Source organism: Streptomyces sp. NPDC018947 (assembly GCF_044390505.1).
Classification (GTDB): domain Bacteria; phylum Actinomycetota; class Actinomycetes; order Streptomycetales; family Streptomycetaceae; genus Streptomyces.
Genome location: NZ_JBIRZD010000006.1, coordinates 140886 through 165605 on the forward strand (window position 1 = coordinate 140886; position 24720 = coordinate 165605).

Annotated in this window: 24 protein-coding genes; 13 read left to right on the top strand and 11 right to left on the bottom strand. The window is 70.4% G+C overall.

Annotation, left to right across the window (positions count from 1 at the left end):
- Positions 1-51 precede the first annotated feature (51 nt).
- Entirely contained in the window at positions 52-1278 is a 1227-nt protein-coding gene (locus ACH499_RS14090; RefSeq protein WP_356205889.1) for a SpoIIE family protein phosphatase, read from the top strand.
- 319 nt (positions 1279-1597) lie between these two features.
- On the opposite strand, the gene ACH499_RS14095 is transcribed toward ACH499_RS14090, so the two are convergent.
- Entirely contained in the window at positions 1598-2203 is a 606-nt protein-coding gene (locus tag ACH499_RS14095; RefSeq protein ID WP_356205888.1) for a dihydrofolate reductase family protein, read from the bottom strand.
- Positions 2204-2579: 376 nt separating this feature from the next.
- Positions 2580-3224: a LysE family translocator gene (locus ACH499_RS14100; protein WP_356205894.1), complete on the bottom strand. Its 645-nt coding sequence runs from the start codon at positions 3222-3224 to the stop codon at positions 2580-2582.
- Between the two features lie 394 nt (positions 3225-3618).
- On the opposite strand from ACH499_RS14100, the gene ACH499_RS14105 reads away from it, so the two are divergent.
- Positions 3619-4278, top strand: coding sequence for a LysE family translocator (locus ACH499_RS14105; protein ID WP_399015719.1), 660 nt, complete (start codon positions 3619-3621; stop codon positions 4276-4278).
- A gap of 225 nt (positions 4279-4503) precedes the next feature.
- On the opposite strand, the gene ACH499_RS14110 is transcribed toward ACH499_RS14105, so the two are convergent.
- Positions 4504-5064 (bottom strand): TetR/AcrR family transcriptional regulator, encoded by a 561-nt coding sequence (locus tag ACH499_RS14110; protein ID WP_356205886.1) that lies wholly within the window; start codon positions 5062-5064, stop codon positions 4504-4506.
- 96 nt (positions 5065-5160) lie between these two features.
- Here ACH499_RS14110 and ACH499_RS14115 point away from each other — a divergent pair, with 96 nt between their 5' ends.
- From ACH499_RS14115 to ACH499_RS14125, 3 genes are all read left to right on the top strand, one after another.
- The gene (locus tag ACH499_RS14115; protein ID WP_399015721.1) at positions 5161-6033 is read left to right on the top strand and encodes an alpha/beta fold hydrolase; all 873 of its coding nucleotides are present in this window, start codon (positions 5161-5163) and stop codon (positions 6031-6033) included.
- 340 nt (positions 6034-6373) lie between these two features.
- Complete coding sequence (locus ACH499_RS14120) at positions 6374-6781, top strand: (2Fe-2S) ferredoxin domain-containing protein (RefSeq protein ID WP_356205884.1); 408 nt, start codon at positions 6374-6376, stop codon at positions 6779-6781.
- Between the two features lie 763 nt (positions 6782-7544).
- Positions 7545-9035, top strand: a complete 1491-nt coding sequence (locus tag ACH499_RS14125; protein WP_399015724.1) for an alpha/beta hydrolase — start codon at positions 7545-7547, stop codon at positions 9033-9035.
- On the opposite strand, the gene ACH499_RS14130 is transcribed toward ACH499_RS14125, so the two are convergent.
- The 3 genes from ACH499_RS14130 to ACH499_RS14140 form a co-directional block, all read right to left on the bottom strand.
- Complete coding sequence (locus ACH499_RS14130; RefSeq protein ID WP_399015726.1) at positions 9023-9166, bottom strand: hypothetical protein; 144 nt, start codon at positions 9164-9166, stop codon at positions 9023-9025. The genes ACH499_RS14125 and ACH499_RS14130 overlap by 13 nt on opposite strands.
- Positions 9167-9213: 47 nt before the next feature.
- Positions 9214-9798: a DinB family protein gene (locus tag ACH499_RS14135; protein WP_399016019.1), complete on the bottom strand. Its 585-nt coding sequence runs from the start codon at positions 9796-9798 to the stop codon at positions 9214-9216.
- A gap of 167 nt (positions 9799-9965) precedes the next feature.
- Entirely contained in the window at positions 9966-10865 is a 900-nt protein-coding gene (locus ACH499_RS14140) for an MBL fold metallo-hydrolase (protein ID WP_399015728.1), read from the bottom strand.
- Between the two features lie 229 nt (positions 10866-11094).
- On the opposite strand from ACH499_RS14140, the gene ACH499_RS14145 reads away from it, so the two are divergent.
- The 3 genes from ACH499_RS14145 (at position 11095) to ACH499_RS14155 (ending at position 13649) form a co-directional block, all read left to right on the top strand.
- Positions 11095-11304, top strand: coding sequence for a hypothetical protein (locus ACH499_RS14145; protein ID WP_399015730.1), 210 nt, complete (start codon positions 11095-11097; stop codon positions 11302-11304).
- A complete protein-coding gene (locus tag ACH499_RS14150) occupies positions 11291-12682 on the top strand; it encodes an amidase (protein WP_399015732.1) in 1392 nt (463 codons plus the stop codon). The genes ACH499_RS14145 and ACH499_RS14150 overlap by 14 nt, the downstream gene beginning before the upstream one ends.
- A gap of 391 nt (positions 12683-13073) precedes the next feature.
- The gene (locus ACH499_RS14155) at positions 13074-13649 is read left to right on the top strand and encodes a TetR/AcrR family transcriptional regulator (RefSeq protein WP_399015734.1); all 576 of its coding nucleotides are present in this window, start codon (positions 13074-13076) and stop codon (positions 13647-13649) included.
- Between the two features lie 564 nt (positions 13650-14213).
- On the opposite strand, the gene ACH499_RS14160 is transcribed toward ACH499_RS14155, so the two are convergent.
- Positions 14214-15131 carry an alpha/beta fold hydrolase gene (locus tag ACH499_RS14160; RefSeq protein WP_399015736.1) on the bottom strand — a complete coding sequence of 306 codons (918 nt, stop codon included), beginning with the start codon at positions 15129-15131 and terminating at the stop codon, positions 14214-14216.
- A gap of 189 nt (positions 15132-15320) precedes the next feature.
- Between ACH499_RS14160 and ACH499_RS14165 the strand changes: the two genes are divergently transcribed.
- Positions 15321-15740: a DUF6221 family protein gene (locus tag ACH499_RS14165; protein WP_399016021.1), complete on the top strand. Its 420-nt coding sequence runs from the start codon at positions 15321-15323 to the stop codon at positions 15738-15740.
- Between the two features lie 201 nt (positions 15741-15941).
- Here the strand turns inward: ACH499_RS14165 and ACH499_RS14170 are convergent, their stop codons facing one another.
- Positions 15942-16430, bottom strand: a complete 489-nt coding sequence (locus tag ACH499_RS14170) for a GNAT family N-acetyltransferase (RefSeq protein WP_356205875.1) — start codon at positions 16428-16430, stop codon at positions 15942-15944.
- A gap of 173 nt (positions 16431-16603) precedes the next feature.
- Between ACH499_RS14170 and ACH499_RS14175 the strand changes: the two genes are divergently transcribed.
- The gene (locus ACH499_RS14175; protein ID WP_399015738.1) at positions 16604-18289 is read left to right on the top strand and encodes a ribonuclease J; all 1686 of its coding nucleotides are present in this window, start codon (positions 16604-16606) and stop codon (positions 18287-18289) included.
- Between the two features lie 174 nt (positions 18290-18463).
- On the opposite strand, the gene ACH499_RS14180 is transcribed toward ACH499_RS14175, so the two are convergent.
- Entirely contained in the window at positions 18464-19096 is a 633-nt protein-coding gene (locus ACH499_RS14180) for a TetR/AcrR family transcriptional regulator (RefSeq protein ID WP_356205873.1), read from the bottom strand.
- Positions 19097-19226: 130 nt separating this feature from the next.
- Here ACH499_RS14180 and ACH499_RS14185 point away from each other — a divergent pair, with 130 nt between their 5' ends.
- Together ACH499_RS14185 and ACH499_RS14190 are read left to right on the top strand one after the other, a co-directional pair.
- On the top strand, positions 19227-20009 hold the full coding sequence (locus tag ACH499_RS14185) for an alpha/beta fold hydrolase (protein WP_399015740.1): 783 nt from the start codon (positions 19227-19229) through the stop codon (positions 20007-20009).
- Between the two features lie 191 nt (positions 20010-20200).
- Positions 20201-21430 carry a PQQ-binding-like beta-propeller repeat protein gene (locus ACH499_RS14190; RefSeq protein WP_399015742.1) on the top strand — a complete coding sequence of 410 codons (1230 nt, stop codon included), beginning with the start codon at positions 20201-20203 and terminating at the stop codon, positions 21428-21430.
- A gap of 536 nt (positions 21431-21966) precedes the next feature.
- On the opposite strand, the gene ACH499_RS14195 is transcribed toward ACH499_RS14190, so the two are convergent.
- Positions 21967-23043, bottom strand: coding sequence for a DMT family transporter (locus tag ACH499_RS14195; RefSeq protein ID WP_399015744.1), 1077 nt, complete (start codon positions 23041-23043; stop codon positions 21967-21969).
- Between the two features lie 119 nt (positions 23044-23162).
- Here ACH499_RS14195 and ACH499_RS14200 point away from each other — a divergent pair, with 119 nt between their 5' ends.
- Positions 23163-23657 carry an Lrp/AsnC family transcriptional regulator gene (locus ACH499_RS14200; protein WP_399015746.1) on the top strand — a complete coding sequence of 165 codons (495 nt, stop codon included), beginning with the start codon at positions 23163-23165 and terminating at the stop codon, positions 23655-23657.
- 356 nt (positions 23658-24013) lie between these two features.
- Here the strand turns inward: ACH499_RS14200 and ACH499_RS14205 are convergent, their stop codons facing one another.
- A complete protein-coding gene (locus tag ACH499_RS14205; RefSeq protein ID WP_399015748.1) occupies positions 24014-24556 on the bottom strand; it encodes a hypothetical protein in 543 nt (180 codons plus the stop codon).
- Positions 24557-24720 lie beyond the last annotated feature (164 nt).

Below are 24720 nucleotides of genomic sequence, written 5' to 3' on the forward strand. Positions count from 1 at the left end.
CGACTCTTATCGTGGAAGTTGCGGACGGTACCGAGCGCTGGGCAGGCAGTCGTGGCGGAGACGGGAATCGACTACGCGGCGGTGTTCCAGGCGCTGCCTGGCATGGTGGCCCTGCTGACCCCGGATCTGGTGTACGCGGACGTGAACGAGGAGTTTGCGCGCCTGTCCGGCCGTACGCGGGAGCAGCTGGTGGGCCGGTACCTGTTCGACGTGTTTCCCGACAACCCCGGCGACCCGGCCGCCACGGGTGCGCGGAACCTGGAGGCGTCTCTCAGGCGGGTGCTGGCCACGGGTGAGCGGGACACGATGGCGCTGCAGCGCTACGACGTGCAGTCGCCGGAGCGGCCCGGTGAGTGGGAGGAGCGGTACTGGAGTCCGGTCAATGCTCCCATCGTCGGCCCGGACGGCCGGGTGGAGCTGCTGGTCCACCGGGTGGAGGAGGTGACCGAGCTGATCAGGGCCCGCGGCGGGCCGCAGGGCAGCCGTGCACGGGTCTTGGAGGCCGAGCTGTACACCCGCGCCCGGGAACTGCAGGAAGTCAACGAGCGGCTACGCAAGGCGCACGCCCGTGAACGAGAGGTCGCCCTCGCCCTCCAGGAAGCGATGCTCCCCGCCCCCGAACCCGTTGGCCACCACCGCGCAGCCGTGCGTTACCGGCCCGCAGTCGGTTCTCTGAACGTGTGCGGCGACTGGTACGACCTGGTCGATCTGCCCGGCGACCGCATCGGCGTCGCCGTCGGTGACGTCGTCGGTCACGGCCTGCGCGCAGCGGGCGTCATGGGCCTGCTCCGCAGCGCCCTGTCCGCCGCGTCCCGCGTGGCAGACGGCCCGGCACAGGCGCTGGATGTCCTCGGCCTGTACGCCCGCTCCGTAAAGGGGGCGGAGAACACCACCGCCGTGGAAACCTGCATCGACTGGGACACGCACACCCTGACCTACAGCAGTGCGGGCCACCCTCCGCCCGCCCTGCTGCGTACGGGTGGCACCGTCGAGTTTCTCGACCAGGCCACCGATCCGCCGCTCGGTGCCCGCCCTGACCACGTCGCGGGGCCCCAGGCCACCGTCGCGTTCACCGAGGGTGACACCCTCGTCCTCTACACCGACGGTCTGATCGAACGCCGCCGCGAGGACATCGATGCCGGCCTCGCCCGCTTGGCCGAGGCCCTCACCCGCCATCGCGCAGCCGATCCCGAAGGTCTCGCCGACGCCCTCCTGCTCGAGTTGCTCCCGGTGGGAGGGGCCACCGACGACACCGCCCTCGTCATCGTCCGGCTCTGACCCACCGCCGCCACGGCCGAGAAGATCTCCTGTCGTGGCGGTGAGGTCCTGAATCAAGGTGGTCAGTTCGTCGCTCCGGTCGCTGCGTCAGCGGCGTGGAGGTCATCGATCCGGTGGCCGGGTTGGGGACGCAGGACGGTCCGGTGCGGGTCGCGCTGAGGGCGGGCAGCGCACGAACGGTGTGCTGCCCGCCCTCGTCTCGTGTCAGCGGTGGGTGCTGTAGTTCCGGGCACGTCAGGCGCCCCAGAGATCAGCAAGTCTTGCTCCACGCCCGCCGACGCCGCCCTGGCGGCCGTCCCCGCCGGCGGACGGGGCGACGTCACGCGGGGACGCCGAGCGGCGGGTGCTCGAGCACGCGGGGCTTGTACTCGACCAGCTGGATGCGGCCGTCGAAGGTGCGGTGCTCGATCATCTCGAGGGCAACGTCCGGGTAGCCGTCGTAGATGCGTTCTTCGCCCGTGGCCCCGGTGATCACCGGGAACATCACGACCCGGAAGCGGTCGACCAGTCCGGCTCGCAGCAGGGACCGGGAGAGGCTGAGACTGCCGATCGTGCTGAGGAGCCCCGGGCCACTCGACTTCATGGCGCGGACTGCCTCGACGGCGTCGTCGCGGACGAGCGTGGAGTTGGCCCACGTCAGTGGCTCCTCGAGCGAGGAGGAGAACACCACCTTGGACGCTTGCGTGAGCTCGTCGACGGATGCCTCTTCCTCGGGCCTGAACTCGTCCTGGCCATGCGGGACCTCACCTGCGGCGAAGCCCGACATCAGGCGGTAGGTGTTCGCTCCCATCAGGTAGGTGGCCTCGGGCTGCTCGCCCAGCCATGCGAGGTACTCCGGGCCCTCGAGGCCCCAGAACCCGGGCCATCCCTCTCCCGATGCGTGGCCGTCGAGGGAGGTGATGAAGTCGACGAGAAGCTCCGACATGGCGGTGTCCTTTCCTGGGTGTCACGAGCTTGGACCGTCCGGGCGTCACAAACTCACCGGCCGCGCCGTGGAGTGACGAGAAAACCCATGACGCTGCAGCCGATCAGGTCCGCGGAGCGGCGCTGCTCCGGCACTTGCTGTCCCGGCCCGCGGCTGGTTCTGGTCACTGGCTCCACTCGTCGCGGCCGGCTGGATGTTCTCCGGGCCTCTTCCTCGCGATCGTTGCTCCGCAGCCTGGGTCCGCGGCGGTCGCGGGTATCGCCTTCGACCATGCGGCGGCCACTACGTCGGCGCACTGCCCCTCGGGGGCGCCGTGCCGGCGGCTGGGGTGCACCTCGGTCCATGTTTTCCGGTCTCACAGGTGCACGTGCATGGCTCAGGTCGAGACAGGGGTGCGGGACAGGGCTGTGCGCAGCGCGAAGACACCGAGCAAGCCGCCTGCCGCAAAGCGCTGAGCGGTCATCACGCGGGGCCGGGTGGCCAGAAATCCCGACACCCGTGCCGCGCCCAGCATGACCAGAGCGTTCACGGAGACCCCCACGATGATCTGCACACTGCCGAGCTGCAGCAGTTGTGCCCAGGCCGGACCCGCCTGCGGATCCATGAACTGGGGCAGGAGAGCGGCGTACAGGAGAGCGATCTTGGGGTTGAGCAGGTTGGTCAGAAGCCCCGTCGAGAACAGGCGGGCGTCGGAGACGGGAGGCAGGTTCTGGGCCGGTGCGAAGGGGGAACGGCCACCGGGCCTGAGCATGTCCCAGGCCAGGTAGGCCAGGTAGGCGGCGCCGGCGAGCTTGACCATCGTGTACGCGAGCGGCACGGCGGCGAACAGCGCGGACAGACCGGCGGCCGCAGCCAGCAGATAGCACAGGAATCCCACGGCGGTCCCGCTCAGGCTGACGAGGCCCGCCCTGCGGCCCTGGGTGATCGCGCGTGAGGCAAGGTGGATCATGTTCGGTCCCGGGGTCAGGGCCATGCCCAATTCGACCAGGGCCACTCCCCCCACTGCGGCCAGACTGATCAATGTCAACTCCGGATCGTTTGCCGGGCACCCGGTACCCGGCGTGGGCGGCACCCGGCGGCGACGGACGGCTGCGACGCATCGGCAGTGTCTGCGTCGCCTGCCTCAGGATACGGCCCTGCCGTTCGACTCCTCCCCGTGCAGCCGTCTGGTGGCCGGCGCTCATGAGCAGCATGACGCCCCTGCCCGGTGATGTCCTGGCGGATGGCGCCGCGCGGGCGCGCGGGGTCGGTCAGTTCTTGAACGGGGACCTCAGACGTTCGCGCTGGGAGTGGAGGGTGCGTCGGCAGGCCTCGAGTCTCCGGCGGACTCGGGAACCCGGGTGGTGGACGTTCGGCTGCATCGTGATGACTGATTTCCGCCAGCACGACCGACGGCCGCTCTGAAGACTCTACATATGATCTTCACGGCTCCGCCGACGCCGGCGTTGAGCGCGGACACGCTCATCGCGCTCCTGATCTTCTTGTTCCCGCTTGCGTACAGTCCGGGCCCGGGAAATGCGTTCTTCGCGGCGATTGGTGCGTCGAAGGGGCTGCGCGCCGCCGTTCCGGCCCTCGCCGGGTATCACGTCGCGACCTTCGGTGTGACCGCGGTAATCGGGATCGGGCTGGGGGTCACCGTCCTTGAGCATCCCTTGTTCGCCAAGGTTCTCAGCGCGGTCGGGAGCCTCTACGTGTTGTGGTTCGCGGTGACGTTCGTTCGTGCTGCTCGGGCGAAGGGTGGGGCCACGACGGATGCCACACCGATCGAGGAGCAACGGATCGGGTTCTGGGCCGGCGCGGTCGTCCTGCTACTGAACCCCAAGGCGTACTACATCGTTGCGGTGTTGTTCACCCAGTTTCTCGGGCCGCCCGCCGACGACGGCGTCGCCACGGTGCTGGTGATCACGATCGTGTTCACGCTGAACAACCTGGTCGCCTTCATCGTCTGGGTACTTGGCGGCCGGGCGCTCACCGCCCTGTTCCGCAGTGAGCGGTCGAAGCGAGGGATCGACTGTTTGTTCGCCGCCACCTTGATCGGAGTCGCGGTCTGGATGGCGGCACCGCTGTTCGCCTGATCCATGCTGCACGCGAAGCAGGAGCGGTGTCATCGGCATTGGCGGGCTACTGCGTACACAGCGTCAAGAACGAGAGAACAGGAGCCTGTTCGCCCGCCGCTCCGGCGTGGGCCCAGGGATGTCAGCCGTCCCCTGATCGGCGAGCCGGCTCGCCGCGGCCACGGCCGCTCTCGTGACCGGGGCCGCGCAGGCGGGGGCGGGTCTTCCGTGTGTCCGGGGTCCGGGTCATCGCGCGGTGTCGAGGAGTACGCGCGCAGCGGCCTTCGCCTGGGCAGCCGGTTCGGGGGAGCCGGTGATGCCCGCGACGGCCATGGCGCCGTTGGCGAGTAGGGACAGTTGGTCGGCGAGGACGGGCGGGGCGCCGAGAGCGTCGGTCTGCTCGGCGAAGTACGCCCGCAGGGCCTCCTTGTGCTCGCGGGAGATCGCGGCCACCTCCGGGGAGACCCCGCCGAGCTCCCCGAAGCCGTTGATGAAGGCACAGCCACGGAACCCGGGCTCCGCGAACCAGTCTGCGAGCCAGTCGAAGACCGCGAGGGCCCGTTCGTACGGCCCGTCCGCGGTCCGCGCGCCGTGTGCGGCGAGGGAGCTGCGTACGGCCTCGTCGCGGCGCCGCAGGACGGCCTGCACCAGGAGGTCCTTGGAGGGGAAGAGCTGGTAGAGCCGTTTGAGGGAGACCCCCGAGGCGCTGCGGATGGCGTCCATGCCGACCGCCTGCACCCCGTGTGCGTCGAAAAGCCGCTGGGCGGTGTCGAGCACGTTCAGTTCCGCGGTCTGCGCGTCCAGCATCCTTCACCCCTTGCACGGAGAACCATCGTTCTCCTACTCTACAGGGCATCGGGAGAACGACCGTTCTCTCGGCCGGTCACGGAACGGGGAGCAGCCATGCCCACCTTCGTCACGCGCGCCCACACCACCACCGTCGACGGCCTCGACGTGTTCTACCGGGAGGCCGGCGACCCGGCCGACCCCACCCTCGTCCTGCTGCACGGCTTCCCGTCCAGCTCGCACATGTACCGCGAACTGATGGCCGACCTCGCCGACGCGTACCACCTGATCGCACCCGACCACATCGGCTTCGGTTTCTCCGCCGCACCCTCCGTCCAGGACCTCACCTACAGCTTCGAGAAGCTCACCGAGATCACCGCCGGCCTCATCGACCAGCTGGGCATCGACCGCTTCGCCCTCTACATCCAGGACTACGGCGCCCCCATCGGCCTCCGCCTGGCCTCCCGCCGGCCCGAGCGGATCACCGCGATCGTCACCCAGAGCGGCAACGCGTACATGGAGGGCTTCACCCCCTTCTGGGACGTCCTCTTCGCCCACGCCGAGGACCGGACGGTCAACGAGGCCGCCGTCCGCGAGTTGCTCACCGCCGAGGCCACCCGCTGGCAGTACACCCACGGCGTCCCCACCGACCGGCTCGACCGGATCGGCCCCGAGACCTGGACCCTCGACCAGGCCGGCCTCGACCGGCCCGGTAACAAGGACATCCAGCTCCAGCTCTTCTGGGACTACCAGTTCAACCTGGACGCCTACCCGGTCTTCCAGGAGTACTTCCGCACCCACCAGCCCCCGCTGCTCGCAGTCTGGGGACGCGGGGACGAGATCTTCGGCCCTGCGGGCGCCGAAGCCTTCACCCGGGACCTGCCGGACGCCGAGATCCACCTCCTGGACGCCGGACACTTCGCCCTGGAGACGCACGGCCCGGAGATCGCCGCGCTGGTCAGGGACTTCCTCGGCCGCCACGTGAAGTGAAGCGGGGCTGCCGGGCCGAGAACCGGCAACTGGGCTGCGGCTGTGTGGAGACAGCCGACCTCGGCGCGTACCTAGCGGTACGCGATTCCGAAAACCTCGGCCCATCACCTAAGATCATCAGCCGCACCGCCCTGGCTGACCTGCTCAGCCACTACGCCCGGCGGTGAACCAGTCGTCGACTGGGGCACCCTGACCCGACATCATGGACGGCGTGCCCCACCGAGGACGGACACGCGCCGAAACAGGACATGGCCGGCCTGCGGAGATCGACGGCCCAAATGGCCTGCGCCCGCTTGCGCGAGGCCCGGCCCCCGCCGGCCAACGACATGGAGGACACCGCGTGAGCAAACGCAGCCGCCGTGCCACCCCCTCCCCGGGGGCGGCACGGCCCACTGTCACGGTCTGCCGCGGCTGCTGCTGCGGCACGCCGAAAATCCCCGGCCCGGACCACGCGGCCCAGCTCGCCGAGTTGCGGCAGTCCCTCGCCGGTACGGCGACCGTGAGGGTCACCGACTGCCTCGATGCCTGCGAACGCGCCAACGTCATCGTCGTCCAGCCCTCCGGCGAGGGCCGCAGGATGGGCGGGCGCCCGGTCTGGCTCGGTCTGGTCAACGACCCCGACGCCGTCTCCGACATCACGACCTGGGTGGAGAACGGCGGCCCGGGCATCAGCGAACCGCCCGACATCCTCGACCTCTACACATTCCGCCCCTCACGTCGCGTCCAGGCAGAACTCCACGACGCATGACACCGGCGACAGCCGGCTCTCATCAGGTGCATCCCCCAGAGAGCCGGCAGGTGGGGATGATCCGAGGGCCGTCGGCCATGATGATGTCCTCCGGCTTCAGGTCTCGGTGAACCTGGCGGGGCGATGTCCGCATGGGGCGGTCAGTCGACCACGCGCAGTACCAGCCGTACAAAGCTCATGATTCCCCTCCCGACCCACCCGAGCAGTCCTGTCTCCGCTGCCAGTTCGGCAGCATCCGCGGCCGCGTCCCCCCGGTCCGACTGGGAACGGCACCGGGGACAGGAACGAGGCCAACGGCGCTTTTCCGTACCGCACTTCCCACACATCGCCATGGCCTCATTCTCTCCTTGTTTCCGGACCGCCCGTACACGGCCCTGCCCGCCCGACCGCCTTCCGCGGGTCCGGCCCCGGGTCCGGGTCCGGGTCCGGGCGAGGGGGCTGGCGTTGCCCTTGGCGTGGCCCATCACCGCCCCGGACCCAGTCCAGCGTCATGCCGGATCCGACGCCCAACTCCTCCGACGCCTCTGGGGCTCCGACTGGTTCCTGGGATCCGTGCGCACGGGCGCGCCGGGGACGCGCCTCGGCGGTGACCGCTGTACGCCGAGCTGGCCGGCGCCCGCCCGGCCATATGCCGGGCGCGGCCGTACCGCTCTTCGAGGCCCGCCTGGGTGGAGTTCGTCAGGGGGACGGTGGGGTAAACCCCAAGGCGTTTCAGGTTGTTGCCCGGATGGGGCGGGCCCCTGGGATCCGCGAGGCTCGTCGCATGACGCAGCGCACGCGCACCATCCGCAACGCCGCCATCGTCGGCGTCTCCACCGCCCTTCTGGCCGTCACCGCGCCCGTGACCGCCTCCGTGGCCGCGAGCTCCTCCGAGGGCCTCGCCTGGACCGCCTGCGAGGGCTCCGGCACAGACCCCCGTCAGCAGTGCGCGACCCTCCGGGTCCCCATGGACCACACCGACCCCGACAGTCCCCGCATCGACATCGCCGTCTCGCGCATCCCGAGCGAGAATCCGGAGGCCCGGCGCGGCACCCTGCTGCTGATCCCCGGCGGGCCGGGCGGCTCCAGCCTGAACGACCCCTCGGGGAAGGGACAGAAGCTCCCCCAGGACGTCCGGGACGCCTACGACCTGGTCGGCTTCGCCCCACGCGGGCTCGCCCCGTCCACGCCCGTCGACTGCGGGCTGGACCACGGCGACCTCGCCACCTCCAAGCTCCGCCCCTGGCCCGCCGCCGACGGCTCGGTGGACGCGAACATGGCCACCGCCCGTCGCATGGCCGACGCCTGTGCCGCGAACGGCGGCGAACTGATCCGGCACCTCAGCACCGCCAACGAGGCCCGGGACATCGACCTCCTCCGCGCCGCGCTCGGCGAGCGCAAGCTCTCCGCGTGGGGCGTGTCGTACGGGACGTACGTCGGAGCCGTGTACGCGCAGATGTTCCCGCACCGCACCGACCGCATCGTGCTGGACAGCAACGACAACCCCGACCCCACTCTCGTCGCCCGCGCCTGGCTGGCCGGGCACGAGCAGGGCGTGGAGGACACCTTCCCCGACTTCGCCGCCTGGGCGTCGAAGCCGGACAACCCGGACCGCGTCGCGAGCACGGCCGCCGACGTCCGGCCGTTGTTCCTGCGGCTGGCCGCCCGGCTCGACCGGGAACCCCTCCCCTGGCCCGGCGCCAACCCGGAGGAGCTGAACGGCAACGTCCTGCGCCAGACCATGCTGGACAGCCTCTACTCCCCCAGCCGCTATCCCACGCTCGCCAAGCTGATGCGGGCCGCGCAGCAGGGCACCGTGCCGCCCGCGCCCGCGGCGCCGCCCGAGCCCGTCCTGCAGAACGTCGCCGCCGTCGGCGCCGGCACGCTGTGCAACGACGTCGCGTGGCCCACGTCCCAGGCCGTGTACGAGAAGGACGTCACCGAGAGCCGCGCCGAGTACCCGCTCACCGCCGGCATGCCCCGCAACGCGATGCTGTGCGCCGCCTGGCCGTATCCGCCGCGTGAGGCTCCGGTGCGGATCACCGGCCGGGGGCCGTCCAACATCCTGCTCGTCCAGAACGAGCGGGACGTCGCGACTCCGCTCAGCGGCGCCCGGAAGCTGCGTGAGGCGTTCGGCCGGCGCGCCGTCATGGTGACGGTGAACTCCACCGGGCACGACGCCTACCTCGCCAACGGCAACGCCTGCGGCGACAGCACGGTCTCCCGCTTCCTGGCGACCGGGCAGCGGCCGGGCACGGACGCCTACTGCGCCTGACGGTCGCCCGGCGTCACCAGGCCCGACTCGTGGGCCACGACGACCAGTTGCGCCGGCCTCGATGCCGTCCAGGTGGGCATGCGGACGTCCATGACGACGAGGTTGTCCCTGCGGGCGCGGGCCAGTTCCACGGCCTGCGCAACAGCGCTTCACCCATCGCGGTCCCGCTCGACGATCTCTAAGCCCTGACCGGTGCGGCCGACCTGGCGGCCTGCTCGATCTTCGCGCAGTAGGCCGCACGGGCTTCCTCGTCGATCTGCGTCTCGTATTCGGCGCGCAGCCCGGTCCGGCCGTCGAGGCCCTCGCGCAGAATATCGGCGTGCCCGGCATGCCGGACGGACTCGCCGAGGACATGGACCATGACGGCGAACAGGTTCGTCTCGGCATGAGGCTCCGGCCACCACGGCACGTGGCCGGGGGCGTCGAGCGGAAGCTCGTCGATCGTCGCGTCCGAGTGTTCCCACGTGCGCCGGTAGAACCCGACGATCTGATCGCGGGTCTCGTCCTCGGTCGCCCAGAGATCGCTGCCGTCGGAGTCCTGCCACCGGGGCAGCGGATCCGGGCAAGGGCGGTCGAAGACCTCGCCGAAATACCTGGCCTCGACGGTGGCCACATGTTTCACCAGGCCGAGGAGGTTGGTCCCGGTCGCCGTCAAAGGTCGGCGGGCGTCGTATTCGGACAAGCCGTCGAGTTTCCAGAGCAGCGCCTCGCGGTCCCGCCGCAGTCTGCCGTGCAGGGTGTCCTTCGCGAATTCATCGATCATGCGGCACGAGCCTGCCATGGGCTGATCGTGGTCTCAAGATCCAGAACGTGCCCGGACAGCGATCACGCGCCCGAGCAAGCCCCGAGACAAGCGGGCAAGAGAGGGAACCTGACGCGGCGCAGATCCGGCACCTGACCAGTGACCTTGGAACGGCACGTCACACCCGGTCAGGCCGCGGGCTGGGGCAGCAGCCGGTACGCGTCACCGTGGGCGACGACCCGGCCCGCGGTGGGCGGGGCGAAGTGGGTGCCGAGCAGCAGGGTCTCGGTGCCGGCGAGGGAGGCGAGCAGCGTGCGGCGGGTGGCCTCGGACTGCTGGGGGTCGATGTCGACGCAGGCTCCGATGGCCGGGTGGGCGAGTTGGACCGGGTGGTGGACGCAGTCGCCGGTGATCAGCGCCGTTTCGCCCCGGCTGGTCAGTTCGACGGCGACATGGCCGGGGGTGTGGCCCGGAGTGGGGAGGAGGCGCAGTCCCGGGACGATCTGCACGCCGTCGGCCGGGGCGTCGACCAGGTCGAGCAGGCCGGCCCGCTCGACCGGGATCACCGAGTCGAGGAACATGTGGCGGCGCGCCTCGTCCATGTCATACCCGGTCCAGAACTCCCGTTCGACGCGGGCGGTGACGTAGCGGGCGGTGGGGAACGTGGGTACCCACGCGCCGTCCACCTGCCGGGTGTTCCAGCCGACGTGGTCGGCGTGCAGGTGGGTGAGGATCACCAGGTCGACGGAATCCGGCGGGAAGCCGGCCGAGGTGAGGTGCTTCAGGTAGTCGGTGCGCAGGTCGTGCCAGGCCGGGTTGGCCCGCTGCTTGCCGTTGCCGATGCCTGTGTCGACGAGCACGCGCAGCCCGTCCACGACGAACGCGAAGCTGTGGCTGTCGATGTGGAGGATGCCGTCGTGGCGGGCGAAGTCGGGGCGCAGCCAGCCCTGACCGGCCACCACCTCGGGGGTGGCGTCGGGCAGTAGCCACGGCCCGGTCGCGGGCGGCAGGGGTGTCTCGTCGATGCGGTGGACGGTGATGTCACCCACGGCCCAGGAGGGGACGGTGGCGGCGGCGGGAGACTGCATGATCGTTTCCTTTGCTCGCTCGGCGGAGATGGGTTCTTGCCGCAGGGACGACCGGCCTGGAGGGGGCCGTGCGCGGGTGTGCCGGACATGTCGCCGGGCATGGAACTCCTCCACACAAATGCAACGGGTTTGCTTTAAGCAACCGTAGGCTCTACCGTCACTTAAAGCAAATACATTGCTTTTACCTCTGAGTGCTGCATCTCGCCAGCCCCGACCAGATGAGGGATCCGTGTCCTGCACCGAACTCACGCCGTCCGAGGCCGCCCGCTGGGCCGCCCGGGCCGGGCTTCCGCTGCCCCGTGACCGCCACGCCGCGGTCGCGGCCACCGTCAACCACATCCACGCCGTCGTCGCGGTCCTGCGCGAGCTGGACTTCGGGGACACCCCGCCCGCCGGCGCCTACCGCGCGCGAGAGGAGAAGCACGATGCGGCCGTATGAGCTGACCCTCGCCGCCGCCGCGACCGAGATCCGGGAACGGCGGCTGTCACCCGTCGAACTGGTCGACTCCGTCCTCGAACGCATCGACCGGGTGGATCCTCAGGTGGGGGCCTACGTCACGGTCACCGCAGACCAGGCCCGCGTCACGGCGCGCGAGGCCGCGCAGGAGATCGTCCGGGGCGGGTACCGGGGGCCACTGCACGGCATTCCAGCCGGGTTGAAGGACCTGATCGACGTCGCCGGAACGGCCACCACGGCCAGCTCCCGAGTCCGGGAGGGCCACCGCGCGGCCGCCGACAGCACGGTCGCCGCCCGGCTGCGGGCCGCCGGCGCGATCCTGGCCGGCAAGACCCACACCCACGAGTTCGCCTACGGGCTGACCACCCCGCAGACCGGCAACGCCTGGGACGGCGGCCGGGTCGCCGGAGGTTCCAGCGGGGGGTCCGCGGTCGCGGTGGCCGCCGGGGCGGCGACCTTCGCCCTCGGCACCGATACCGGCGGATCGATCAGGGTGCCCGCCGCGCTGAACGGCGTGGTCGGCCTCAAGCCGACGTACGGGCTGGTGCCCCGCCACGGCGTCACCTCGCTGTCCTGGTCGCTCGACCACGTCGGCCCGATCACCCGCACCGTCGAGGACGCGGCCCTGGTCCTGGCGGTCCTCGCCGGACACGACCCGCGCGACCCCGCCTCAGTGCACGCCCCCGCCGTCCATCTCCGGCCGGAACGGGACCCGGACCTGACGGGCGTACGCGTCGGGGTGCCGAGCAACTACTACTTCGACCACGTCGACCCGGAGGTGGCCGCCACCGTCCACCACGCCATCGCCCATCTGGAGGCGCTCGGCGCCCAGCCCGTCGAGGTCAGCATCCCGATGACCCGCTACGTCCAGGCCACCCAGTGGGGGCTGATGGTGCCGGAGGCCACCGCCTACCACGAGCACACCCTGCGTACCGTGCCCGAGCTGTACCAGGCGGACGTGCGGATCCTCCTGGAGGCCGGAGAACTGATGAGTGCAGGTGATCACTTGAGGGCCCAACGCGCCCGCACGCTGATGCGCGGCGCATGGGCCCGCCTCCTTGACGAGGTTGACGTGATCACCGCCCCGACCGTTCCGATGACCGCGGTCCCTGCTGCCAAGGAGACCGTCACCTGGCCCGACGGCACCACCGAGAGCGTCTCCGACGCCTACGTCCGCCTCTCCTCCCCGGCCAACATCACCGGGGTGCCCGCCCTGTCCGTCCCGGTAGGCCACGACACGGCGGGCATGCCCATCGGCATGCAGCTGCTCGCCAGGCCCTTCGGCGAACAGACACTGCTGCGGGTGGGCCACGCCTACGAACAGACGCGGCCCGCCCCAGCACTCGCACCGGCCGCCTGAGCGCGTCGTACGGGAAGCGGCCGGCCCGGCCCGCACGCCGCCGCGACGGATACGGAGTTCTTCCGCGCCACCACGGCCCGGACGGGCCCGGGTGACGTTGCCGCCCGGGCCGTGGACGGTCAGGGTGTGCGGGAAGTACTGAGCTAAGGGTCGAACGGCACCCGTCCCGCAGGGCGTGGAGCATCGGCAGGGGGAGAGTGAGGCCGCGCGAAGGCATGTGGAGGCACCCGCACCACACCGACGGGCGACGACCGCGGGCAGAGGAGGACAGCAGCGGGCGGCCCTGCGGCCCACCTCCGCGGCGAGGAAGTCGCCGACACCCACGGCAGATGATCGCCGAGCCGCTCGGGCAATCCTCTAAACGCAAAAGCTACGCTTTAATCTGGGTGTCATGAGCCGCAAGCAGATGGTGCGCCCCGGCGGACGCAGCGCCCGGGTCCAGGCCGCCGTTCACTCAGCCGTGCGTGAACTCATGGCGGAGGTGGGGCGCGGCGCACTGACCGTCCCCCTGATCGCCCAGCGCGCCGGCGTCACCCCGTCGACGGTCTACCGCCGCTGGGGCGACCTGGCCGAGTTGTTGTCGGACGTCGCCGTGGAACGACTGCGCCCCGACGGTGATCCGGAGGACCACGGCGACCTGCGGTCCGACCTCACGGCCTGGGCCGAGCAATTCCTCGACGAAATGGCGTCCGGATCGGGCCGCGCCTACATCCGGGACGCCCTGCTCGGCGACCCCGACGGCAGCAACGCCGGCCAGTGCTCGGCCTACGCGGCCGAACAGATCAACATCATCTTCGCCCGTGCGGCCGGCCGCGGGGAGAACACTCCCGACATCGAAGCGGCCATGGACCGCGTCGTCGCCCCCATGATGTACCGCATCCTCTTCCGCCCGGTCGGCCTCGATGCCGCATACGCCGGCCAACTTGTCACCGCCCTCCTCGGCGCCCCCGGGGAGGGCGGCCGGTAGCCGGGCGGCGGCGGTCCCAGAAGAGCCGGGCGACCGGGCGACTGCCCGTCCTTGAGGCTGTCGGCGAGACCACGGACCGCTCCGGTCCGGCTGACAGGGATCGTCATCAGCACCCGGTGGGGCGGTTTCGGGCCTGACGCCGGAGGCGGCGACGAGGACCTGCTCTGCGATGGCGGCCGCCGTCTCCTCCTCGAGGCCGCGCAGTGGGGCGCAGGGCGGCGGTCGGGCGGGACCGAGCCGCGGCCAGGCAGAGGATCTCCCTCCGCTCCCCCGGCCGCCGTTCGGACACCGACCGCCGGGTCGTGTCCGCGTGCCGAGCGGGCGTCGCACGACCCGCTGCTTGCACCACGCCGCCCGCCCCGAGGGCCTGTAGGAGGCAGGGGCCACCGAGGACAGCTCCGCCGTATCGCCGCAGCGGCCCTGGGCGAGGTCTACTTCCGCGACAGCGGCCACGGCGCCCGCGGCCTCGCAGGAGAACTCGCCGACCTTCTCGACCTCGAGTTCGAGCTGCAAAGGCCAGAGGCCCGGACAGGACAGGTGGGACTGAGCGCTTCAGTTGACCCATCAGCGTCCAAACTGGCCAGTTGTGTGTGTGGCGCGAGGGTTCTGCCCTTCAGTGCCTCTCCAGAACTCTCGCAGGGCGAGGGCGAGCTCTTCGGGCGCCTCTTCAGCCATGTGGTGCCCGGAGTCGATCGGGCCGCCGCACAGGCGGTCGTTCGTCCAGTCCCGCCACACGCTCAGTACGTCGCCGTAGAGATCGACCATGTCGTCGTGCACAGCCCACAGCACCTGCAGCGGGCAGCTGATGCGCCGCCCGGCCTCACGGTCGGCGTCGTCGTGCTCCCGGTCGACCCCGAGGCCGGCGCGGTAGTCCTCGCACATGGCGTGCACGGTGGCCGGGTCATGAATGGCACTGCGGTAGTCCTCGAACGCCTCGGCACCCATGTGCTCAGAAGTCGCCTTGTACCAGGCGTCGGGGTCCGCATTGATGATGCGCTCAGCAGGCTTGTCGGTCTGTGCGAGGAAGAACCAGTGCCACCAGCTCGCGGCGAACGTCGCGTTGCAACGTCGCAGTGCCTCCCCGATGGGAACGGCGTCCAGGACGCTCACGGCGGACACCGCCCCCGGATGGTCCAGGGCGAGACGAGTGGCCACGTACGCGCCCCGGTCGTGACCGACGACGGCGAACCGCTCGTGCCCGAGGCGGCGCATGACCGCCAGGCAGTCGCCGGCCATGGCGCGCTTGGAGTACGGGCGGTGCTCCGGGTCAGTGGCCGGCTTGTCGGACCGTCCGTACCCACGCAGGTCGGGGCAGACGACAGTGTGACCGGAGGCGGCCAGCAGCGGGGCGACGCGGTTCCAGGTCGCGTGCGTGCGCGGGTGCCCGTGCAGGAGCAGTACCGCCGGACCGTCGCCACCGTGGCGCACCCGCAGGTGAGCACCATCGCCTTCGCACTGCGTCAGCTCGAAGCCGTCGAACACGTAACCTCCTAGGCCGGACACCACAGCTCGCCTGCCCCTCGGCGCACTCCTCACACGGACGTCATCCCCGCTGACAGCGCGTACCGGCACCGCCGTGCCCAAACGGCCGGCCGAAGTGCTCAGTCACAAGCAGAAAGCACCGCAGGCCCGGCCGGCCTCCTGGACGGCTGCGCCGTCTCGCTCGGCGAGATCGACCAGGACTGGCAGTACCAGCCGGACGACGAGCTGGGCGGCACGGTCGTGTCCACACGTGGCGCAGACATCCTCTACGGCGTGACGACCGGCGTGGGCGAGCACGTTGCGGAGCACGATCCGCGCCGAGTGCTGCGCGAGGTCCGGAACGACCGCGAGACGCTGCGCCAGTACGAGCGATTACTCCGGTCCCGGGCTCGGAACTCGGAGGCTGAGGCCGAGCTGACTGCTGAAATCGAACACCAAGAGCGCACCGGCCGCTGGGACGGTCCAGGTGATCCGGGGTGCCGAGGGAGGGCGCCACGCCGCGAGGCCGACTGTCTCCCGGCGATGCCGGCGATCATGGACGCGTGGGCCGGACGGAAGGCGGCCGTCTACATGGACAGGCCCGGCTACCACGAGGACTGGTGGCCGTAGCCTTCGTGCACCGATGCCCCGCCTCAGTGACGGACAGCGGACAACCCAGCGGTGCGGGCTCTCCGGTCCAGCGGGCGCCCCTCCTCTGCCGCACCACGTGGCAGACCGGTGTCATCGGCAGTGTCGTCATGACGGTCCGCAGCCGCGCGCCGAGCTCTGGCAGCCACGCAGGCGAGCCGGTCTGCGAACGTGCGCATCGCGTCATGCCGAAGGAATGCGGAACTCGAATTCGGGACGGTCCCACGGCACGGCGGGCGGGTTCGCGAGCGCGGTGCCGGTCCGCACCGCACCGACGCGGTGGTAGAAGTCCTCGGCGGGAAGATGCGACACGACCCTGACACGGTCGAGCCCGGCGGCACAGGCCTCGGACCGCATGTGCGCAACGAGCAGTCGTCCAATACCCCGCCCTTGCGCTTCGTCGGCGACGAACAGCAGATCGAGCTCCGGTGGAGCGAGGACGAGCGAGTAGAACCCGAGGATCCGGCCTCCATGCTCGTCCGCGCCAACGGCTACGAAGGCGCGGTGGGCCTCGATGTAATCAGGACCGACCCGGTAGCCCGCGACTGCGGCCGCGTACTTGCCCCGGTAGGCGCCTGAGCCACGCACGAGCCGCGTGAGCCGTTTGGCATCCCGCGCGACCGCCCTCCGTATCGTGATCGGCCGGCTGACGGAGGAAGTGCGTGAACTCATCCGGAAAGTATGTCGCACCGAGGTCCCGTCAGGGACTTCCTCGGCGGGGCTCGCCGTCTCGACCGCTGTCACAGGTCGTCCCGGCGGCCGACTGCGGGCGCCCCACTCCGTCGGGCGGAGAGATCACACAGGCAATGGATCATCGCGGTCCCCTCTACGGGTACCGTCAGGGTATGAGTCATCCGCACCCTGAGCTGAAAGCCGCCCCGCCTCTGCCCGAGGGAGGGCTGCGGGTCGTCGCCCTGGGCGGCCTCGGTGAGATCGGCCGCAACATGACCGTCTTCGAATACGGCGGCAAGCTGCTCATCGTCGACTGCGGCGTGCTGTTCCCCGAGGAGACCCAGCCCGGCGTGGATGTGATCCTGCCGGACTTCACCTCCATCCGGGACCGGCTGGACGAGGTCGTGGCCATCGTCCTGACCCACGGCCACGAGGACCACATCGGCGGTGTGCCGTACCTGCTGCGCGAGCGGTCCGACATTCCCGTCGTCGGCTCCAAGCTGACATTGGCGTTCCTGGAGGCCAAGCTCAAGGAACACGGCATCCGGCCGCGCACGGTACGGGTGCGGGAGGGCGACCGGCGGGGCTTCGGGCCCTTCGACTGTGAGTTCGTGGCGGTCAACCACTCCATCCCCGACAGCCTTGCCGTCGCGATCCGCACCGGCGCCGGGATGGTGCTGCACACCGGCGACTTCAAGATGGACCAGTTCCCCCTCGACGAGCGCATCACCGACCTGCGCGCCTTCGCCCGTCTCGGCGAGGAGGGCGTCGACCTGTTCCTCACCGACTCCACCAACGCCGAAGTACCCGGTTTCACCACTTCCGAGCGTGAGCTGAACCCGGCGATCGAGCAGGTGATGCGCACCGCGCCGCGCCGCGTCATCGTCTCCAGCTTCGCCAGCCACGTGCACCGCATTCAGCAGGTCCTGGACGCGGCCCACCAACACGGCCGCAAGGTCGCCTTCGTCGGCCGGTCGATGGTCCGCAACATGGGCATCGCTCGTGACCTGGGCTATCTGAAGGTCCCGTCCGGTCTGGTGGTGAGCACCAAGGAGCTGGAGAAGCTCCCGGACCACAAGGTCACCCTGGTGTGCACCGGCTCCCAGGGCGAACCGATGGCCGCGCTGTCCCGGATGGCCAACCGCGACCACATGATCCGCATCGGCAAGGGGGACACCGTACTGCTCGCCAGTTCCCTCATCCCCGGCAACGAGAACGCCATCTACCGGGTGATCAACGGACTCACCCGGTGGGGCGCCCACGTGGTCCACAAGGGCAATGCCAAGGTCCACGTCTCCGGGCACGCCAGCGCCGGCGAGCTCGTCTACTGCTACAACATCGTCAAGCCCCGCAACGTCATGCCCGTGCACGGCGAATGGCGCCACCTGCGGGCCAACGCCGACCTCGCCATCCGCACCGGCGTCGACCCCGACCGGGTCGTCATCGCCGAGGACGGCGTCGTCGTCGACCTCGTCGACGGGCGCGCGTCCATCACCGGAAAGGTCCCCGCGGGCAACGTCTACGTGGACGGCATGGAAGTCGGCGGCGCCACCGAGGCGTCCCTCAAGGACCGCCTCACCCTCGCCGAGGAAGGCGTCGTCACCGTCGTGGCGATCGTCGACGCCGACACCGGCGCCCTCGCCGAGGCCCCCGACTTCCTGGCCCGCGGCTTCGTCCACGACGACACCACCTTCGAACCGGTCATCCCCGTCGTCGAGAAGACCCTGGCCACCGCGGCCGAGGAAGGCGTCGGGGACCCGCGCCAACTCGAGCAGCTTCTGGCCCGCGCCGTGGCGAACTGGGCGTTCCGCACCTACCGCCGCAAGCCCCTCATCATCCCCGTCATCATCGACGCCTGAGCCACAGCCCGGCCCCCGGTTCCGGTCAAGGCCCGAGCATCCAGGCCGGGCACGGAAGTCAGCGGGCACCCGGAGGCCGGGGCACTGGCGCACGACACGTCGTGGTGTCGATCCTGGTGCGCTCGGGCCGGCCGCTGGGGGGGAGCCGGTGACCACCCGACGGGGCGAGGACAGCTATGTCGAGTCCGACCGGTGTGATGCGCTCGGCCAGGCGGCCATCGCCGTATCGACCACCCGCTCCAGGGTCTGCCGTGTCGCCCCGTCGCACGCCTGCTGGTTCATCCCCTGAATGACCGCCGCGTAGAAGGCCCCCAGCCCTTCGGCGTCCACGTCGGCGGAAAGCAGTCCCGCATCCACGTCGGCGCGGATGCGGGCGACGATCGACGCCTTGGTCTCCTCGCGCATCGCGCGCAGCTTGTCCTTCACGTCCTGCGAACCGGGGGCGCAGTTGGTCGCGCCGGTGATGATGAGACAGCCCGGCGGGTGGCTCGGGTCGGTGTAGTCGACGGCCAGGTGCCGCAGCAGCGCGGCGACGGCCGAGCGGGCGTCCGAGCCCTGCCCCAGTCGGGCTCCGTAGGTGCGCGTGTACAACTGGACGGCCTCGTCGAACAGTTGCCGCTTGTCACCGAACGCGGCATACAGGCTCGGCGGTCTGATCCCCATCGCCTCGGTGAGCGAGGCGACCGACGTCGTGTCGTAACCGTGGGTCCAGAACTCCCGCAGGGCGACGGCCAGGGCCTGATCGCGGTCGAAGGATCGCCGGCTCCGCCTGGACGCGGCCCCGGCCGGGGTTGGTCCGCTGCTCATGACCACAGCCTACCCGAGTATGTAGCGATCGCTAAAGAAACCTTGCTACGGTTGGCGCCGTCGCTCAGCTTTAGCGATCGCTAAAGCCAGTTGCCGGACCGAGCCGTCCGGAGCCACGAAGGGGAATCCGATGACCACGCCCACACCCACCGCCTTCGCCCGCACCGTCCGCGGCACCGGCCCCGGCCTCCTCCTCGCCCACGGCGCGGGGGGCGGCATCGAGGCCAACTACGGACCGATCCTCGACGGACTCGCCGCACGGCACACCGTCGTCGGCGTCGACTACCCCGGCACCGGCGTCACCCCGAAGGCCCAGAATCCCCTCGACCTCGACGAGCTGGCCGAACAGCTCGTCGCGGCGGCCGACGCGGAAGGGCTCGACACGTTCGCGGTCAGCGGGTACTCGCTCGGAGGCCCCGTCGCGATCCGCCTCGCCGCGCGCCATCCCGAACGAGTCACCTCACTCGTGCTGAGCGCGTCGTTCGCACACTCCGACACCCGGACCGCCCTCGCCGCCTCCATCTGGCACCAGTTGTTCGCGTCCGGTCAGCACACCCTGCTCGCGGAGTACCTGAACCTCATGGGGCTCAGCGAAGCAGCCTTGAACGCCCTCACCCCGGAGCAGGTCCACGCCATCGCCGAGCAACTCGCTCCCACCCTCCCCTCCGGCACCGGTGACCAGCTCGACCTGGTCCGCAGGATCGACGTCCGAGGCGACCTCGCCGGCATCGCCGTACCGATGCTCGTCGTCATCACCACCGCCGACCCCCTGATCTCCCCCGCCCTGCAACGGCAGCTCGCCGCCGCCGTCCCCACCGCCGAGACCGCAGAGCTCCCGACCGGACACCTGCCGTTCGTCGAACGCCCTCAGGAGTGGCTGAAGCTCATGACTGATTTCCTCGCACGGACCTGAGGGCCAGGCCCCTCACCTCCTCCAGTGGGAAATGACTCAATGTCCCGGTTGGTTCACGGGATCGTCCCGGTCGGGACTTGGCCGGATCCGTACCGCCCGGCGGCGGCTAGTGTTCCTGGCCGCAGGACCACACGCCTTCGTGAGGACGGCCTGCTCCACCCTGCTCAGACGACTCCACGGGGTACGACGACATGTCCAAGAAGAACAGCGCATCGAACGACAGAGCTTCCCGGCGAAAGGTCCTGCGGCTGGCCGGTGGCGGCCTCACCTTGGCGGTCCTGGGAGCAGGATCGACCGGCTGCCGCGAGAACGACGGGGGTGACGGCGGGGCCTTGGGAGGCGCCGCCCCGTCCAAGGAGGCCACCGCCACCCCTGGGGACGGACAGCCGCCCAAGCCGCTGTGGACGAAGTCGACCTCGGCAGAGACCTACGGCGACAACGACGAGCTCGTGGCCGCGGGCGGCATGGTGATTGCGAGCGGCAATCCGCTCGCCGCCCTCGATGCGGCCACTGGCGAGGAGCAGTGGTCGCTGCGGGACGGGGCGGTACCCGGGGCGCCGTTGCTGCTCGGCAACGGCACCCTGTACCTGGCCAGCGGCGAATACGACGGCACCGTCGCCGGGTACGAACCGGCGACGGGCAAGGAGACCTGGCGCAGTCACCTGGGCAAGGAGTACCGACAGCCGAGTCCGGTCGCGGTGGACGGGAAGCAGGTGTATGTCATCGCGGAGATCCTCGAGGACGACGGCTCGTCCCACACCAACGTGATCGCCGCATTGAACAGCGGCACCGGCAAGCTGGTGTGGAAGGAACAGCGCGACCTCGGCACCGAGGAGAACGGCGTGCACGCCGCCGTCCGGGACCGCTACCTCGTCTACACCGATTTCAAGAAGAACCTCACGGTACGCGACACCGCCACGGGCAAGCAGATATGGACCCGCAAGACCGCGAAGACCAGCTACGGCGTCTTCGCCGTCCACCAGGATCTGGTGATCGTCCCCCAGGGGCAGAAGCTCCAGGCCTTCCATCTGTCCGACGGCGCCGAGAAGTGGGCCTTGCAGGCCGAGGACTTCGACACCTTCAGGGAGCCGGCCGTCCTGGAGGACGTGCTCTACGTCGCGGACAGCGGCAGGACGCTCTGGGCCGTCGAGCCGCAGACCGGCAGGACGATCTGGCAGTCCAAGGACCTCGCTGACGCCAACGCGTACGCGCCCCGGCAGTTCGTCAAAGTGGGCAGCACCCTCTACGGCGCCACCGAACTCGACGACCGGGGCGGCATACACGCCTTCGACGCCGGGACCGGTGCCCTGCGTTGGACGTTCAACGACAAGTCCGGCGACTACCACGCCTGGCTGGTGGCCACTGACGGCACTCACGTCTTCGCCCTGCACGGCAAGAAGCTGCACGCCCTGTCTGCGTAGCGGTACGTCCTCGCCGTGCCCCGGGCCGGCGAGGGCGGCCCCGACGACGAGCCGTACCTGGCCCCGTTCACGTCGGGGAACGGAACACGGCCGTTGCCAGCAGCTGCCGTCTCCCCTCGCGCGGCGCGATCTGCGGCCTGGTCGGCTCGCGTCGGCCAGACGTCACCGGTCCGCCCGGCGTCGCCGGACAGGGCCGGCGACGTGAGCTTCATGACCTCGCCGGCTCCGGCGAGGATCCGGGGCCGCTTGCGGTACATGACCAAGGCGGCTTCCACAGGGCTTCGTCGGCGTGGTGCGGATCGCGCAGTCGGACGCCGGCACGGTACGCGGGCACGGCTTCGCGAGCCTGACCGAGCGCCGCGCGCCGACCGTTCTGGACGTGGAAGGTCCGCGATGTGCTCTCGCAGCCGTTCCATGGTGGCGATGAGCCGGCTCGCGCCCAGCGCCCCGGCGATCCGCACGCCGATCGACCCGATGCCGAGGTGGCCCGGGTGATCAGAACCGACCGCCCGGCCGTGAAACCGCAGACCTCGAGGTCACCGGGCTCGGTCGGCGGCCCCGTGGGCGGCGCACACGCCTCCTCCAAGCCGAGCTCGTCGGGCACGGCATGACGTGACGGTGGTCGGCGACCACGTACTGGGCGAAGCTGCCTTCGACGCGGCCGTGCGGTTGGCGAGGAGGACACCCGCTGCGATCAGCACAGTGCCGGTCATCACGGGCGGAGTCAGTGCCTCGCCGAGCAGCGGTACCGCGGCCGCCGCGGTGAGTACCGGGCTGAGACTGCCGACGGTGGTGCAGCGCGGCGACCCGAGCCGCTGGACGGCGACCGTGTAGAGCAGGCCGGAACAGACGCCGGTGCCCAGGCCCTGGAGGACCAGGAAGAGCAGGACGTCGTGCGGGGCGGCGTGGGTGAGCGTGCTGGGCAGCACTCCGGTCAGGACGAGTACGGCGACGCCTGCGAAGGTGGGCACGCACAAAAGACCCGTCGACGCCACCGCGTCCAGACTCGTCTCCCGCAGTCCCACCGTATAGAGCGCCCACAGTCCGCTCGCGAGCAGCAGCAGGCCCACGCCGGTCAGGGTCCGCCCGTTCACATCGGCGACCTCGGGGGCGACCAGGGCCACCGCGCCGAGCCCGATCAGCCCCAGTCCGATGCCCTGTACGCCCTTGGGCGCCCGGCGACCGCGGGCTGCGAGCAGCACGGCGAACAGCGGGGCCAGGCCGGGCACGAGTGCCCCGACGAACGCGGCGGACGTCCATGACCCGCCATAGGTCACCGCGAGGTAGAACGGGACGCCGCCCCCGACGGCGATCTTGATCGCCGGCCCGAGCCGCATGCCTCCGTACTGCCTGCGGCGCTTCCACAGCGCCGGGGCGAGCAGTACCACCGGCAGACCGAACCGGATCAGCGCGGCGTCGGCCGGCTTCAACGTGGAGGAGGCCAGCACACGCTCGCTCAGCGCGAACGCGCTCCACAGACAGACCGTCGCAGCCAGGGCCACCACGCCGAGCACATCGAGCGGGGGCCGCGGGTCACCGGCGCCAGGTCCAGCCAGGCGCATGGCGGCCGCGCTCGCTGCGGGCTCGCGGACGGACGGAAGCGGTGTCGACACGGCGTCTCCCATACTCAGGTGCCTTCACCGCGAAGCTATGCCAATACTCAGGGCATACGATTGCGAACTCTGCCTCTGATCGCCCCTCTGGAGGCAGGATCTGCCAAACTGGAGGGTTTATGGACGCCATCGACCGTACGATCATCCGCGAGCTGCAGCAGGACGGGCGGCTGACCAACCAGGACCTCGCCGACCGGGTGCGGCTGTCACCGTCGCCGTGCCTGCGCCGGGTGCGGCGACTGGAGGAGTCCGGGGTCATCCACGGCTACACAGCCCTGGTGGACCAGGGCGCGTTCGGCCTGCCGGTGACCGCGTTCGTCCGCATCCGGCTGGAACGCCACACCACGGAGAGCGTGGAAGCCTTCGAGGAACACGTCCGCCGGATCGAGCACATCCAGGACTGCTACCTCATGGCCGGCAGCACCGACTACCTGCTGCGCATCGTCGTCGAAGACCTCCAGGCGTACGAGCGCCTCGTCCGCGGTCCCCTGCACGCCATCCCCGGGATCGCATCCATCGACACCGAGTTCGCCTTCGGCATCGTCAAGCAGTCCCGGGTATTCCCCCCGCCCACCAGCTCCCGCTCCCGCTCCGGCTCCGGCTCCCCAGGCTGACATCTGACCGGCCGCCCGAAGCGGGAGCACCGCCGCCACGAGCGGTCACCCCCGCCCGACGAATGAGACCACGAACGCCAACTCGGACGATCACGCGGCACCGGACCCGGGCACTCCGACAAGCCCCCTGGAACGGGGTGGAGAAGACCCCGCTGCGACCGGACGCGGGAGTTCACAGCACGAGTGCCCTCACACTCGGCGGCCATCGGCTGGAGGGAAGGCCACAGTCCAGGTGTACTCTGCGGTGGCGCCGGGCGCACCAAGGCCTCTGTCAGTGCCACGGCAAAGCGCCCGAACGTGCCGCGAGTTCTCGCCGTCACCGCATGGTGTCACGTCTCGCCAGGGTGCTCAGCCGTCTACATGGTGGGGCTGGGCGAGGCCGTGGTGCGACGACAAGTCCAGGTGGTATTGAGGACGAGGGTTCCCCGATTCGGTGCGTAGGCCTCCTTGACCTCGTCAGGTACGGGACCCGCGCCCAGCAGGATGCGCCACTGGCCTGACCTCAGGAAGGTCACGCTCCCGTCGGCGCCGTTGTCGGAGACCATGCGGAGGGGGCCGTCGGGTGTCCAGCCGCGCGTCTTGAGGCGCTCGATGATCCCGTTCATGGCTGTGCGGTCGAGGACCTTCAGTGTCGGCACGACGGCATCCTCGGTGCAGAAGCCTTCCGGGCGGTCCAGGATGTTCATGTCGCCGTGCGGGCGCGTGGCGAAGCGGAGGTCGTCCCGCACTTGCTTCAACGACTTGGCGGTGGCCTCGCCCCGCTTGCCCGCTGATGAAGCGGAAGCCGACGCTTCCCTCTTCGCCGCGGCGGGCCCTGCCTCGCCGTCGCTCCCGCCGCAACCGCTGATGCACAACACCAGAATGACGGCACTCGCCGTCGTCAGGCCGAATCTGCGCACAACCCCCCGCTTCCCCTTCGAACACCGGGCCGATCACGGCCGACGGTCGGCGCAGTCTGCCACGAAGATCGATGGCGCGCACAGTCTTTCCACCGGCAGCAGGCGGATGACGCGCCGCATGACGGCCGTTATGGCGGTCCGGTCAGTCTCGTCCTTGAGCAGGA

What these genes read in the sequence shown, in the direction of transcription:
- ACH499_RS14105 (WP_399015719.1), top strand. Translation starts at nt 3,619, where the DNA reads ATGATCTTCACGGCTCCGCCGACGCCGGCGTTGAGCGCGGACACGCTC.
- ACH499_RS14190 (WP_399015742.1), top strand. Translation starts at nt 20,201, where the DNA reads ATGTCCAAGAAGAACAGCGCATCGAACGACAGAGCTTCCCGGCGAAAG.
- ACH499_RS14110 (WP_356205886.1), bottom strand. Translation starts at nt 5,064, where the DNA reads ATGCTGGACGCGCAGACCGCGGAACTGAACGTGCTCGACACCGCCCAG.
- ACH499_RS14200 (WP_399015746.1), top strand. Translation starts at nt 23,163, where the DNA reads ATGGACGCCATCGACCGTACGATCATCCGCGAGCTGCAGCAGGACGGG.
- ACH499_RS14185 (WP_399015740.1), top strand. Translation starts at nt 19,227, where the DNA reads ATGACCACGCCCACACCCACCGCCTTCGCCCGCACCGTCCGCGGCACC.
- ACH499_RS14095 (WP_356205888.1), bottom strand. Translation starts at nt 2,203, where the DNA reads ATGTCGGAGCTTCTCGTCGACTTCATCACCTCCCTCGACGGCCACGCA.
- ACH499_RS14175 (WP_399015738.1), top strand. Translation starts at nt 16,604, where the DNA reads ATGAGTCATCCGCACCCTGAGCTGAAAGCCGCCCCGCCTCTGCCCGAG.
- ACH499_RS14180 (WP_356205873.1), bottom strand. Translation starts at nt 19,096, where the DNA reads ATGAGCAGCGGACCAACCCCGGCCGGGGCCGCGTCCAGGCGGAGCCGG.
- ACH499_RS14170 (WP_356205875.1), bottom strand. Translation starts at nt 16,430, where the DNA reads ATGAGTTCACGCACTTCCTCCGTCAGCCGGCCGATCACGATACGGAGG.
- ACH499_RS14135 (WP_399016019.1), bottom strand. Translation starts at nt 9,798, where the DNA reads ATGATCGATGAATTCGCGAAGGACACCCTGCACGGCAGACTGCGGCGG.
- ACH499_RS14155 (WP_399015734.1), top strand. Translation starts at nt 13,074, where the DNA reads ATGAGCCGCAAGCAGATGGTGCGCCCCGGCGGACGCAGCGCCCGGGTC.
- ACH499_RS14125 (WP_399015724.1), top strand. Translation starts at nt 7,545, where the DNA reads ATGACGCAGCGCACGCGCACCATCCGCAACGCCGCCATCGTCGGCGTC.
- ACH499_RS14115 (WP_399015721.1), top strand. Translation starts at nt 5,161, where the DNA reads ATGCCCACCTTCGTCACGCGCGCCCACACCACCACCGTCGACGGCCTC.
- ACH499_RS14140 (WP_399015728.1), bottom strand. Translation starts at nt 10,865, where the DNA reads ATGCAGTCTCCCGCCGCCGCCACCGTCCCCTCCTGGGCCGTGGGTGAC.
- ACH499_RS14150 (WP_399015732.1), top strand. Translation starts at nt 11,291, where the DNA reads ATGCGGCCGTATGAGCTGACCCTCGCCGCCGCCGCGACCGAGATCCGG.